General features: G+C 74.9%; 11 protein-coding genes. 4 read left to right on the top strand and 7 right to left on the bottom strand.

Features of this window, described 5'->3' with window-relative positions; translation table 11 throughout:
• Positions 1–4 precede the first annotated feature (4 nt).
• The 5 genes from TK50_RS31715 to TK50_RS31695 all read right to left on the bottom strand — a co-directional run bounded on the left by TK50_RS31715 (position 5) and on the right by TK50_RS31695 (position 5,188).
• The gene (locus TK50_RS31715) at positions 5–1,030 is read right to left on the bottom strand and encodes a methyltransferase (RefSeq protein ID WP_082106807.1); all 1,026 of its coding nucleotides are present in this window, start codon (positions 1,028–1,030) and stop codon (positions 5–7) included.
• The gene (locus tag TK50_RS31710) at positions 1,027–2,205 is read right to left on the bottom strand and encodes an aminotransferase class V-fold PLP-dependent enzyme (RefSeq protein WP_229405561.1); all 1,179 of its coding nucleotides are present in this window, start codon (positions 2,203–2,205) and stop codon (positions 1,027–1,029) included. Before TK50_RS31710 ends, TK50_RS31715 begins: the two co-directional genes overlap by 4 nt.
• Positions 2,202–3,515, bottom strand: a complete 1,314-nt coding sequence (locus TK50_RS31705) for a tryptophan 2,3-dioxygenase (protein WP_043969188.1) — start codon at positions 3,513–3,515, stop codon at positions 2,202–2,204. The genes TK50_RS31710 and TK50_RS31705 overlap by 4 nt, the downstream gene beginning before the upstream one ends.
• A gap of 63 nt (positions 3,516–3,578) precedes the next feature.
• Entirely contained in the window at positions 3,579–4,283 is a 705-nt protein-coding gene (locus tag TK50_RS31700) for a tryptophan 2,3-dioxygenase family protein (RefSeq protein ID WP_043969187.1), read from the bottom strand.
• A 230-nt stretch (positions 4,284–4,513) separates the two neighbouring features.
• Positions 4,514–5,188 (bottom strand): HAD family hydrolase, encoded by a 675-nt coding sequence (locus tag TK50_RS31695; protein ID WP_374199690.1) that lies wholly within the window; start codon positions 5,186–5,188, stop codon positions 4,514–4,516.
• A gap of 180 nt (positions 5,189–5,368) precedes the next feature.
• Here TK50_RS31695 and TK50_RS31690 point away from each other — a divergent pair, with 180 nt between their 5' ends.
• Positions 5,369–8,170 carry a DEAD/DEAH box helicase gene (locus tag TK50_RS31690; protein WP_043969186.1) on the top strand — a complete coding sequence of 934 codons (2,802 nt, stop codon included), beginning with the start codon at positions 5,369–5,371 and terminating at the stop codon, positions 8,168–8,170.
• A gap of 165 nt (positions 8,171–8,335) precedes the next feature.
• Complete coding sequence (locus tag TK50_RS31685) at positions 8,336–9,226, top strand: MHYT domain-containing protein (protein WP_043969185.1); 891 nt, start codon at positions 8,336–8,338, stop codon at positions 9,224–9,226.
• 111 nt (positions 9,227–9,337) lie between these two features.
• Here TK50_RS31685 and TK50_RS31680 read toward each other — a convergent pair whose 3' ends face one another.
• Positions 9,338–10,258 carry a 5'-3' exonuclease gene (locus tag TK50_RS31680; RefSeq protein WP_043969184.1) on the bottom strand — a complete coding sequence of 307 codons (921 nt, stop codon included), beginning with the start codon at positions 10,256–10,258 and terminating at the stop codon, positions 9,338–9,340.
• Positions 10,259–10,307: 49 nt separating this feature from the next.
• The gene (locus TK50_RS31675; protein ID WP_043969183.1) at positions 10,308–10,532 is read right to left on the bottom strand and encodes a hypothetical protein; all 225 of its coding nucleotides are present in this window, start codon (positions 10,530–10,532) and stop codon (positions 10,308–10,310) included.
• A gap of 247 nt (positions 10,533–10,779) precedes the next feature.
• Between TK50_RS31675 and TK50_RS31670 the strand changes: the two genes are divergently transcribed.
• Together TK50_RS31670 and TK50_RS31665 are read left to right on the top strand one after the other, a co-directional pair.
• Positions 10,780–11,922 carry an acyl-CoA dehydrogenase family protein gene (locus TK50_RS31670; protein WP_043969182.1) on the top strand — a complete coding sequence of 381 codons (1,143 nt, stop codon included), beginning with the start codon at positions 10,780–10,782 and terminating at the stop codon, positions 11,920–11,922.
• Between the two features lie 127 nt (positions 11,923–12,049).
• A complete protein-coding gene (locus TK50_RS31665; RefSeq protein WP_043969181.1) occupies positions 12,050–12,937 on the top strand; it encodes a peptidoglycan DD-metalloendopeptidase family protein in 888 nt (295 codons plus the stop codon).
• Positions 12,938–13,027: the final 90 nt, after the last annotated feature.

The raw sequence follows: 13,027 nt of genomic DNA, 5'->3' as shown, positions 1-13,027 counted from the left end.
CCGGTCAGCCCGCCGGCTTGTACGCGGTGACCAGCTCCCAGCCACCGGGCAGCACCGCCACCCGCTCGAAGCCGACCTCCTTGAGCAGCCCCGTGTAGAACTCGACCTCCCGCAGCCGGCTGACGCAGGTGTCGACGCCGATCAGGAAGTAGCTCCAGAAGAACTGCATCGCCAGCCGGTCCGGGGTGCGGAACTCCTCGCCGATGAGCAGCAGCCCGCCCGGTTCGAGGGCCCGGTACGCCGCCTCGACCAGCCGGCGGGCGACGTCGTTGGGCCAGTCGTGCAGCACCCGGACGAACGCCAGCGCGTCGTAGCCGGTCGGCAGCGGCTCGGCGAAGAAGTCCCCGCCGACGAAGCCCAGCCGCTCGGGGTGGCCGCAGCGCTGCCGGGTGTCGGCCACCAGGGGCGCCACCGCCGGCAGGTTGAACACGTCGGCCCGCAGGTGCGGGGCGTCGTCGAGCACGCGGGCGGCGAGGGTGCCGTCGCCGCCGCCGACGTCGAGCAGGCGGCGCCGGTCCGCCCAGAGCCGGTCGGCGTGCCGGTGCAGCGTCTCCAGCACCGGGCCGAGCCCGACGGCCATGCTCCGCTCGAACGCGGCGGTCTGCTCGTCGGTGCGCGGCGGCCACGCGAAGTCCTCGTCGGTCATGCCGACCTCGCCGCGCAGGCTCTCGGCCAGCCGGCCGTGCAGCACCCGCCACGGGTAGCGGTCCCGGTCGCGCTCGACGGCGTCCGGCCCGACGACCGCGGCCACGGCGTCGCGCAGCCCCGGCTCGGCCCGGTAGCGGGCGGCGGCGATGTCGTCGTCGGGTTCCTCGCGGGTGACGACGCCGAGGCTCTCCAGGCAGTCCAGGAACTTGTACAGCCGCAGCGGCCGGAACCCGAACCGTTCGGCGAGGTCACCCAGCCGGGCGGGGCCGGGCTCCAGCGCGTCGAGCAGGCCCAGGGTGAGGGCGGTCTCCAGCACGTCCATCGCCTTCGGGCCGTTGGCGAGCAGGCTCATCAGTGCCCTCGGCGACAGGGTGACGTTCACCGGCGAATCTCCTCTTCCAGCGCGTCCATGAACACGTCGACCTCCTCCAGGGTGTTGTAGACGTGCGGGCCGACCCGCAGCCAGCCGCGCCAGCTGCAGATCACGTCGCGCGCGGCGAGCCGCCGCTTGACCGCCTCCCCGTCGGGCACGTCGAGGCAGACGACGCCGCCGCGGCGGTGCGGCTCGGTCGGGCTGACCACCGCGATCCCGGCGGCGGCGGCCCGCTCGATGATCCGCCCGGTGCAGGCCAGGGAGTGCCGCCGGATCGCGGGCACGCCGACGCCGGCCAGCAGGTCCAGGCCCACCTGGGAGACCAGGGAGGTGAGCGGGAACGGCGTGCCGCCGGCGAACCGTTGCGCGCCGGCCGCCCAGCCGGTCGACGGCCGGAAGGTCAGCGCGACGTCCCCGGCCTGCCAGCCGGTCGCCGCCGGCTCCAGCCGGGGCGTCAGGTCCGGCCGGACGTAGCAGAAGGCGGTGCCGACGCCGCACAGCCACTTGTGCGCGCCGCCGAGGACGACGTCCACGCCCAGCGCGGTCACGTCCAGCGGCAGCACCCCGACCGTCTGGAAGGCGTCGACGACCACCAGGGCGCCGGCGTCGTGGGCGTGGGCGACGAGCCGGGGCAGGTCGATGGTGTCGCCGGAGGCGAAGCTGGCGTGCGGCACGCACACCAGCAGCGTCCGCTCGTCGATGCGCGCCTCGAGGGCGTCCTGGTCGAACCGGACGCCGCCGGTGGCGACGACGTCGGCGCGCGCCCCGTAGCGGCCGAACGCGTTCCAGACGAACGGCACGGTCGGGAACTCCAGGTCGGTGGTGACGACCCGGTCGCGGGGCGGGCGGTAGTCGAAGCAGGAGGCGATCCGGGCCAGCAGGGTGCTCAGGTTCGCGTCGGTGACCAGGCTGCCCGCCGGCGCGCCGATGAGCGCGGCCACCGAGTCGGCGTACCGGTCGAGGCCGACGTGCCAGTCCTGCCACACGTCGTCGCGCCAGCCGCGCAGGGTCTCCCAGTAGTCGGCCAGGACCCGCTGCGCGCCCTGCGGGACCGCGCCGGTGGAGTTGTTGTTCAGGTAGACGCAGGTGCCCAGCAGCGGGAACTCGGCGCGCAGGGCGGCGTGCGCGTCCGCGTCGAGGCAGCGCGCCTCGTCGGCGGCCGGGGCCGGGTCGGGTGTGCTCACTCGGGACAGCCTCCGGTGTTCGTCGGCGGGGCCGCCGGGCACGGGTCGTGGCCGACGGCGGTGAAGACGGGGGTGGAGCGGACGGCGGCCAGGTAGGGGGTGCCCTCCGTGTAGCCGGTGCCGGGGCGCGCGCCGAGCATCCGGACCGCCAGCCGGTGGTGGGTGCGCCGCCACCCGAGCACCGCGTCGGCGAAGGCCCGCATCTCCCGCTCGACCCGGTCGCGGTCGGCCCCGGCGAGCCGGCCGGCGCGCACCGCCGCCCGGTGGGCCGCGTCGACCGACGGGTGCCCGGCGAGCACCCACTCGCGCACCTCGGGCACCGAGCGGTAGGCCGCCGAGTCCAACCGCGACCCCTCGGGGGTACGGCAGAGCGACTCCACCAGCTTGTAGGAGCGGGACTGGATGGCGCTGGCCCCCTCGGTGTACTCCCGGAAGGTCCGGAAGGACTCCGGCTGCATGGTGGCCAGCAGCGAGAACAGCGGCCCGGCGGCGGCGAGCCGGTCGCGGGCGTACGCCAGCCGGTCGGCCGCCGCCGCCGGGTCCCCGGTGGTCAGGGCGGCGACGGTGCCGCGCAGCTCGTCGGCGAGCCCGGCGAAGACGCACTCGTACGCCTGGAGCACCCGGACGAACAGGTACTCGTCGTGCGACCGGTACACCGGCAGCATGCTCAGCCGCAGCCGGCGCTCCTCGTCGTCGGTGACGTCGGCGGCGGCGAGGGCGTGCAGGGCCGCCGCCGCGTCGGCCGGCTCCTGGTCGTCGACCGTCCGCGTCGGGTCCAGCCGGGACACCGCGGGCAGCGCGGCCCGGACGCCGAGCCGCAGGCGCTTCGCGACCGTCTCCGGGCCGGGGCGCTGCTCGGGCAGCAGGCTGGTGGCCCCGGCCGCGGCGGTCAGCTCGAAGGCGAGGGCGTCGGCGACCAGCCGCAGCAGGAGCCGGTCGGAGTCGCGGCGGGCGCCCGCCGGGTCGGTCTGCGGGGTGTTCCCCGGGCCGGCGACGGGGTCGTCCGCCGTGCAGGGCAGCCGCAGCAGGGGCAGCGCCAGGTAGCTGCGGTAGTCGTACCGGCCGTCCCACTTGTCGAGCGCGGCGTCGAGGAAGTCGCACAGCAGGCGGGTCGGCCCCGTGGCCCCGGGCACGGCGCGTCCCGCCGCCGCGACGACGCGCGTCCGAATCTCGTCGAGAAGTGCGAGCAGTTCTTTTTCGACAAAGTGTTTACCGACGCGCTGGAACTCGCCGAGCACCGCAGAGTAGGGAAAGTCACCGGGATCGGATAGGCCGGACCGCCAGGACGTCAGCTCACGCACGAACGGCACCTCAACATTACGATCGTGTTAAATACGGACGGTGAGGAACCGACGATTTCGGCGGCGGCCGGGTCAGGCCCGTGGGGCGGCCGGCGTGGGGCCGGCGGCACCCACCCGCAGCTGCCACAGCTCGGGGAAGAACCGGTGGTCGATCAGCCGGGCGAGCATGGTCGCCGGGCTGCCCGGAGTGCCGGCCGGGCCGTGGCCGCCGATGCGCAGGGCCACCTGGTAGTGCCGCACCCGCCAGGACGACACCCGCTCGTCCCACTCGACCATGGCCTCGGCCAGCCGGTGCAGCGGATCGGCGGCGTCGGTGCCCGGCAGCGCGGACACGTCGACGCCGAGGGCGGCGAGATGGTCGGCGAAGGCCCGCCCGAGCCGCCGGCTGGCGGCCTGCACCTGCCGCCAACCTGGCGATTCGGCGCCGGAGCCGTTGCCGAGCGCCGGCTGCATCGCCTGGAAGTCGGCGGGGGACAGGTGGCGGAACATCTCCAGCTGGTCGGTGACCAGCCGCACGCCGAGCGTCGCCCGGGTCAGCAGCAGCTCGGCCGCGCCGGGCTCGCCGGCGTCGAGCCGCGCGGCGGCCTCGCGCAGCTCCGACGCCGCGAGCTTGAGCCACAGCTCGGTCGACTGGTGGACCACCTGGAAGAGCAGCTCGTCGCGACAGATCACCTGATCCGGGCCGCGCTGCAGGTCGAGCAGTTCATCGACGCGCATGTAACGCGCGTAGTCGGTGTCGCCGTCGCCCGGCAGCACGGGTGAGTGGTCCCGCTTCACGGAATTGTCCCCTTCGGTTGGCGTCGGGGCACCTGGACGCGACCCGCGACGACTCATCGCGGCGGACATTATCCAACGACGTCGAGCAATATGTCACGCCCCCCGCCCACGACCGCCCGCCGACGGGGGTAAATGCATCCTTCTCGGCCGTTTCTATCGAGAAGAATGCGACTCGTCGGCGTGCCGCCGAATGGGAGACGAGTCCCGCCGGACGAAACCGGAATGTGGGATCAGCCGGGCAGGGCCAGGTCGAGCACGGAGCCCAGCCCGTTGGGTCGGCCCGGCTCCGCCTCGGGCAGGACCAGCACCGCGCAGCCGGCCCGCACCGCCCCGGCGTCCGCCGCCGTGTCGCCCACCATCAGCGCCCGCTCCGCGTCCACCCCGAGCATCCCGCAGGCTCGCCAGAAGATCGCCGGATCCGGCTTGCAGCGCCCTACCTCGTACGACAGGACGAACGCGTCCACCAGGGCGTCGAGGCCCCACGCGGCGAAGAACGGCCGGATGTCGAAGCCGATGTTGCTCACCACCGCCACCTTCACCCCCGCCGACCGCAGCGCCGCGAGGGTCGGTGCGGTGTCCGGGTAGGGCACCCAGCCCTCGGCCACCAGCACGCGCTCGTAGAGCGCGTCGGCGAGGCCGTCGATCCCGGCGTCCACGGTCTCCGCCAGCCCCGTGTACGCGCCCCGGTGGGCGTGCGGGTAGAGGTCCCGCTCGGACCACAGCTCGGCAAGCGCCGGCGGCACCCGCGCCGGCAGCGGGCCACCGGGGCGGCCCGCGGTGAGCAGCCGGTCGGCCAGCGCCGTGGCCCGCATGCGCTCCAGGCTCACCCCGCACGCCCGCGCGGCGGCGAGCACCCAGTCGTGGGGGTCCTCCACCTGGGCGAGGGTGCCGTGGAAGTCGAACAGGACCGCCTCGACGGGCCGACGGGACGCCCGGGCGCCCGCGGCGGCGTCGGCGCTGGGTGGGGTCGACTGGGTCGGTTCGGCATGATCCGGCACGCCGTGCACCCTACCGACCGCCCCCGACCCCCCTGTCGGACGGCCTTGAGGCGGTGGTCGTCGGAGGCACGCACTAATCTTGGGGACATGTCGAGCCCCGCCGAGCGGTACGCCGCGGCGCGCCGCCGGGCCGCGCAGGCCTCACAGTTCCCGGCGCTGGACGAGTTCACCCTTGACCTGGGGTTCGATCTCGACGACTTCCAGCGGGAGGCGTGCCAGGCCCTGGAACGGGGCAGCGGCGTGCTGGTCTGCGCCCCCACCGGCGCCGGAAAGACCGTGGTCGGCGAGTTCGCCGTACACCTGGCCCTGCGCGGCGCCCCCGCGCGGCCGGCGGCGGCCGACGGCGACGGCCCCCCGCCCACCCGGCGCAAGTGCTTCTACACCACGCCGATCAAGGCGCTGTCCAACCAGAAGTACCACGACCTGGTGGACCGCTACGGCGTCGAGCACGTCGGCCTGCTCACCGGCGACAACGCGATCAACGGCGACGCCCCGGTGGTCGTGATGACCACCGAGGTGCTGCGCAACATGCTCTACGCCGGCTCGGCCACCCTGGAGGGCCTGGCCTACGTGGTCATGGACGAGGTGCACTACCTCGCCGACCGGTTCCGCGGCGGGGTCTGGGAAGAGGTGATCATCCACCTGCCCGCCTCGGTGACCCTGGTCTCGCTGTCGGCGACCGTCTCCAACGCCGAGGAGTTCGCCGACTGGCTGGTCACCGTGCGCGGCGAGACCGCCGTGGTGGTCAGCGAGCACCGCCCGGTGCCGCTGTGGCAGCACATGCTCGTCGGCAAGCGGATGTTCGACCTGTTCCACGACGCCGACGCCGCCCGCAAGCACGACGTGCACCCGGAGCTGCTGCGCTACACCCGGGAGACGATGCGCCGCCTGGAGCTGGGGGAGGGGCGCAGCGCCGGGCCGGGCGGCGGCCGGCGCGGGCCGCGCTGGCGGGGCCCGCTGCGCCCGGACATCGTGGACCGGCTCGACCGGGAGGGGCTGCTGCCGGCGATCCTGTTCATCTTCAGCCGCGCCGGCTGCGCCGCCGCCGTGCAGCAGTGCCTCGCCGCCGGCCTGCGGCTGACCAACCCGGAGGAACGCGCCGAGATCCGCCGGGTCGTCGAGTCCCGGGTCACCGCCATCCCCGGCGAGGACCTGACGGTGCTCGGCTACTGGGAGTGGCTCGACGGCCTGGAGCGCGGCCTGGCCGCCCACCACGCCGGCATGCTGCCGGTGTTCAAGGAGGTCGTCGAGGAGCTGTTCGTCCGGGGCCTGGTCAAGGCGGTCTTCGCCACCGAGACCCTGGCGCTGGGCATCAACATGCCGGCCCGCTGCGTCGTCCTCGAACGTCTCGTGAAGTTCAACGGCGAGGCCCACGTCGACCTCACCCCGGGCGAATACACCCAGCTCACCGGGCGCGCCGGCCGCCGGGGCATCGACGTCGAGGGGCACGCCGTCGTGGTCTGGTCGCCCGAGACCGACCCCCGGCACGTGGCGGGCCTGGCCTCCACCCGCACCTACCCGCTGCGGTCCAGCTTCCGCCCGTCCTACAACATGGCCGTCAACCTGGTCGGCACGGTCGGCGCGGAGCCGGCCCGCGCGCTGCTGGAGAGCTCGTTCGCGCAGTTCCAGGCCGACCGGTCGGTGGTCGGCCTGGCCCGGCAGGTGCAGCGCAACACCGAGACCATCGACGCGTACGGCGCGGAGGCCGCCTGCCACCACGGCGACTTCGACGAGTACTTCGCCCTGCGGGTGGCCATCGCCGACCGGGAGCGCGCCATCGCCCGGCAGGGCCAGCACCAGCGCAAGGCCGCCGCGGTGGCGTCGCTGGAGCGGCTGCGCGTCGGTGACGTGATCCGGGTGCCGTCCGGGCGGCGCGCCGGCCTCGCGGTGGTGCTCGACCCGGCCACCGGCGGGTTCGGCGAGCCCCGTCCACTCGTGCTCACGCAGGACCGGTGGGCCGGGCGGGTCAGCCCCGGCGACTTCACCACCCCGGCGGAGGTGCTCGCCCGCATCCGGGTGCCCAAGCACTTCAACCACCGTTCCCCGGCGGCCCGTCGTGACCTCGCCGCCGAGGTCAGCGGCACTGGCCTGGACCGGCACGGCGGTCGGCGCGGCGGCCGGTCCCGGCAGGGCGCGGGCGAGGACCACGCGCTCAGCCAGCTCCGCACCGAGCTGCGCCGGCACCCCTGCCACGCCTGCCCCGACCGGGAGGAACACGCCCGCTGGGCCGAGCGCCGCCGCCGCCTCGAACGCGACACCGAGGAGCTGCGCCAGCGGGTCGCCGGCCGCACCGGTTCCCTGGCCCGCACGTTCGACCGGATCGTCGCGCTGCTCACCGCGCGCGGCTACCTGTCGGCCGACGGTGCCGTCACCGACGCCGGCCGGATGCTCGGCCGGATCTGGACCGAGGCCGACCTGCTGGTCGCCGAGTGCCTGCGCCGGGGCGTCTGGGACGGGCTCTCCCCGGCGGAGCTGGCCGCCGCCGTGTCGGTGGTGGTGTTCGAGGCCCGCCGGGACGCCGACGAGCGGGCGTCGCTGCCGCGCGGCCCCGTCGCGGACGCGGTGGACGAGACGCTGCACCTGTGGAGCGGCATCGAGGCCGACGAGGCCGCCCGGGGTCTCGCCGTCACCCGCGAGCCCGACCTCGGCTTCGCCTGGCCGATCTACCGTTGGGCGCGCGGCGAGGCCCTGGCCAAGGTGCTCGCCAGCGGGCACCAGCTCGACGGCGAGATGCCGGCCGGCGACTTCGTCCGCTGGGCCCGGCAGGTCGTCGACCTGCTCGGTCAGGTCGCCGACTCCGGCGGCGCCTCCACCGAGCTGCGCGCCACCGCCCGGCAGGCCATCGCCGCCGTCAACCGGGGCGTCCTCGCCTACCACGCCACCGCCTGACGGTCACCCTGCGTCATCTCGGCGCGGGTCCCATGCATCGGACTGTCACTGCAACAGCACCCCCCGAAGTGGCCGGGGGGTGCTGTTGCGGCAGCTCAACGCGTCCCCGATCATGTCTCCGGCACGTCGTTGACGCGTCGGTAACCGGGTGGGGGGACAACCGCCGTGGCGGAGATCAATCACTTTGAGTACGGCTGGATCACACCGGCGCTCAGCTACGCGTTGTCGGTGCTGGGTTCGTTCCTCGGTCTGGTCTGCGCGGCCCGCATCCGGGTCGCCGCCACCACCGGCCAGCGCGTGTGGTGGGGCATCCTCGCCGCCTGGGCGATCGGCGGCACCGCGATCTGGAGCATGCACTTCATGGCGATGCTCGGCTTCGCCGTCGAGGGCACCCGGATCCGCTACGACGTGCCGATCACCGTGGTCAGCGCCCTCATCGCCGTGGTCGCGGTCGGCATCGGCCTGGCGATCGTCGGCACCGGCCGGGTCTCCGCGTTGCGCATCGGCGTCGGTGGCGTGTTCACCGGGGCCGGGGTCGCCGCCATGCACTACACCGGGATGGCGGCGATGCGGCTCGGCGGCTCCCTCGGCTACGACGGCGTCCGGGTCGCCCTGTCGGTGGCGATCGCCGTGGTCGCGGCGACCGTGGCGCTGTGGCTCGCCGTCACCGTGCGCCGGGCCCTGGCCGTCGCCGCGTCCGCGCTGGTGATGGGCGTCGCCGTCAACGGCATGCACTTCACCGGCATGAGCGCCCTGTCGGTGCACCTGCACGAGCAGCAGGGCGAGATCACCGGTGCCGGTTTCAGCACCCTGCTGGTGCCCATCGTCCTCGCGGTGATCTTCGTGGTCGTGGGGCTGGTCTACGCCCTGCTCGCGGCGCCCACCGAGGAGGACCGGGCCGGCGCCGCCTACCTCGACGCGCGCCGGGTCGACCCGGCCGGGGCGAGCGTGCCGGATCCGCAGCCGGCCCCGGACCCGGTCGGGCTGCGCGCCCGCGGCACCCTGGCCCGGCCCGGCAGCACGTTCCCGACCCGCCGCGTCGACCCGCCGCGCTGACCCCGCGTGCCGGGCCGAATGCCGTCCTCGCCGGACCCGGCCGGCACGTTCACCGGGCCCGGGGCTCGGCCCGGTCCGCGGTCGCTGGCGGCGAGGGCGGGCGCGGCGCGGTCAGTCGCGGGTGGCGAGGGCGTCGACGAGGCGGCGGCAGGAACCGGCCAGGTTCCAGCGCTCGGCCAGCTCCAGCAGCCGGTCCGGGTCGGCCGGGGCCTGCGGCAGCGCCGTGGGCAGCTCCGACAGCGGCACGTCCAGCGCCACCCGCACCACCGTCGGCGCGACGGCCAGGTAGTCGCGCGCGGCGTCCAGCCGGGCCCGCAGGCCGGGGGCGAACCCGGAGCCCGGGTCGTCGAGCGCGGCGAGGATGCCGGCGACGCCGCCGTACCGGTCGACCAGCCGGGCTGCCGTCTTCTCGCCGACGCCCGGCACCCCGGGCAGCCCGTCGCTCGGGTCGCCGCGCAGGGCCGCGAAGTCGGCGTACCGGTCGGCGGGCACCCCGTAGCGGGCGCGCACCGCCGCGTCGTCGCAGTCCTCCAGCTTCGCCACGCCCCGCCCGACGTAGAGCAGCCGCACCCCGCGCGCGTCGTCGACGAGCTGGAACAGGTCCCGGTCGCCGGAGACCACCTCCGCCGGCGCGGGCTGGGTCACCGACAGCGTGCCCAGCACGTCGTCGGCCTCGTAACCGGTGGCGCCGACCGCCGTGATGCCGATCGCGGCCAGCACGTCCAGGATCACCGGCACCTGCGGGCCGAGGGTGTCGGGCACCTCCTCGCCCCCCTCCGCGGCCACCCGGTGCGCCTTGTACGACGGCAGGAGCGCCACCCGCCAGTCGGGACGCCAGTCGTGGTCCAGGGCGCAGACCATCCGGTCGGGGCGGCGGGTGCGCACGAGCGTGGTGAGCATGTCGAGGAAGCCGCGCACCGCGTTGACGGGGCTGCCGTCGGTGGCCCGCGCGGCGGACTCGGGGACGCCGAAGTAGGCCCGGAAGTAGAGGCTGGGAGCGTCGATCAGCAGGATCGGGGGTCGGTGTGCCACGCCGGACAGCCTGGCACAGCCGTCCGACGATCCGGGCGCGGCGCGGCGGTCAGCGCGGCCCGGCGTGCCGGTAGAGCGTCTCCCGGCGGGCGAGGCGCTGCACGGCGTAGCTCGCCACCAGCAGGACGAGGGCGACGGCCGCCTCCAGCCACGCGAGGGCCCCGTTGGCGACGGTGAGGCCCACCGCCAGCAGCACCAGCCCGGCGACGGCGAGGATGCCGGCCCACAGCAGCCCGCGCCGGCGCCGGGCCCCGCGTTCCCGCTCGCCGCCCATCGCGCCGCCTTCCCCTCCGTCGGCCGGCGGACCGGTGCCGGCGTGGGTCCAGGCTATCGACGTCGCCGCCCGGGTCGGGCGGGTTCGACGCGACACGGCCGCCGCGAGCGCCTCCCGCAGGTGACCAAACGACCGTTAAGCTCACAGGATGGGAACCGACGGCAGAACCGGCCACCGGAACCCGACGCCGTCCGCACGACGGGCGGCGAGACCGGCTCAACACCACCCCCACGGAGCTCAGCGCGCTATGACCGTCGACCGGATCCTGCCCACCGACGAGGCCCACGACCTGCTCGACCTCGCCACCGAACTCGCCGACCGGGAACTCGCCCCCCGCGCCGCCGGGTTCGAGTCCCGCGCCGAGTTCCCCCGGGAGGTGCTGCGCACCCTCGGCCGCGCCGGCCTGCTCGGCCTGCCCTACGCCGAGGAGCACGGCGGGGCCGCCCAGCCGTACGAGGTGTACCTGCAGGTGCTGGAGGTCCTCGCCAGCCGCTGGCTCGCCGTCGCCGAGGCGGTCAGCGTGCACACCCTGTCCTGCTACCCCCTGGCGCAGTTCGGCACGGACGCCCAGCGCAAGCTGCTGCCCGACATGATCGGCGGCGAGCTGCTCGGCGCGTACTGCCTGTCGGAGCCGCAGGGTGGCTCGGACGCGGCGGCGCTGACCACGAGGGCCGTGCGCGACGGCGAGGCGTACGTGGTCACCGGCACCAAGGCGTGGATCACCCACGCCCGGGTCGCCGACTTCTACAACATCTTCTGCCGCACCGGCGGGCCCGGCCCGAAGGGCATCTCCTGCCTGCTCGCCGACCGCGACACCCCCGGCATCGTTCCGCAGGCCGCCGAGCGGACCATGGGCCTGCACGCCTCCCCGGTGGCGCAGGTCGCCTTCGACGACGCCCGCGTGCCCGCCGACCGCCTCATCGGCGGGGAGGGCGCCGGCTTCACCATCGCCATGTCCGCCCTGGACTCCGGCCGCCTCGGCATCGCCGCCTGCGCCGTCGGCCTGGCCCAGGCCGCCCTCGACTACGCGGTCGGCTACGCCCGTGAGCGTCGGCAGTTCGGGCGGACGATCGTCGACTTCCAGGGCCTCGGGTTCACCCTGGCCGACCACGCCACCCAGATCTCCGCCGCCCGCGCGCTCATGCTGGCCGCCGCGCGGCTGCGCGACGCCGGCCGGCCGTACTCGATCGAGGCGGCGAAGGCGAAGCTGTTCGCCACGGACGTGGCGATGCGGGTGACCATCGACGCGGTGCAGGTGCTCGGCGGGGCCGGCTACGTCGCCGACCATCCCGTCGAGCGCTACCTGCGGGAGGCGAAGGTGCTCCAGATCGTCGAGGGCACCAACCAGATCCAGCGCCTGGTGATCTCCCGCGCCCTGGCCAGGGGCTGAGCGCGCGCCCGCGGTGCGGGCCCGGCCCCCGCACCGCCGGCCCCCGGTGTCAACGATTGATGTTCGACTATCTGATGGCTAGCCTCTGCTTGCCATGGTCCGTCGACGACCGCACGGAGGCCCGCGCATGGATCACGAGAACCCGTCCGGCTGCTGCGGCGGCCCGTCCGCGCCGCCGCAGGCCGGGCTCAGCCGCCGTACGCTGCTGCGGGGCGCGGCGCTGACCACCGGCGCCCTCACTGTCGGCGGCGTCGTCGGCCTGCCGGGGATGGCCCACGCGGCGCCCGCCATCTACAACCCGTTCGCCGGCTACCCGATCACCGGCACCTGGGAGGAGCACATCAGAAGCGGCTCGCTGGGCGGCATCGACTTCGGGATGGGCGTCGGCACGAACCTGCCGGCCTGCGGTGCCGGGACGATCCAGAACATCCCGAACAACGGCACGGGCGGGCACACCGTGACCATCCACCACGCCGACGGCTACCGCAGCCAGTACATGCACCTGTCGCAGTTCCTGCTGTCCGACGGCACCGCCGTCGCCGCCGGGACGGTCGTGGGGCGCTCCGGGGGCGCCGTCGGTGCCCCCGGCTCCGGCAGCTCCACCGGCCCCCACCTGCACTGGCACATGATCAACCCGAGCGGGGTGCGGATCGACCCGCTGGTCTACGTCGGCCAGAACCCGGGTGGCGGCGGCCTGCCCAAGACGACCACCGAGCAGGACGGCATCCCGGGCCCCATCTGCTACAAGCGGATGCAGAACTGGCTGCGGATCACGTCGGGCTACACGGGCCCGATCGACGGCGTGCCCGGGGTGAACACCTACGCCGCCCTGCAGCGGGCCATGCGCGGCTACGGCTACACGGGCCCGATCGACGGCGTGCCCGGGGTCAACACCTGGAAGGCCGTCCAGCGGCTCGCCTCCGGCTGGGGCTACACCGGCCCGGTCGACGGGGTGATGGGCCCGAACTCCTGGCGCGGCTTCGCCCGCTTCCTCAACCAGGACCAGTGGGACTGAGGCCCGCTGCGGAAGGTCATCCGAGGTGCACCGAGCGTCACGTGGGGCGGGGGCGTCGTCGCGTGGGAGCGCTTTTACCGGTAGGTTGCA

Origin of the sequence: Micromonospora haikouensis (assembly GCF_000876225.1) — a bacterium.
Taxonomy (GTDB): Bacteria; Actinomycetota; Actinomycetes; order Mycobacteriales; family Micromonosporaceae; genus Micromonospora; species Micromonospora haikouensis.
The sequence above is the reverse complement of the archived record's forward strand: the minus strand, read 5'-3'. Positions and strand labels throughout refer to the sequence as shown.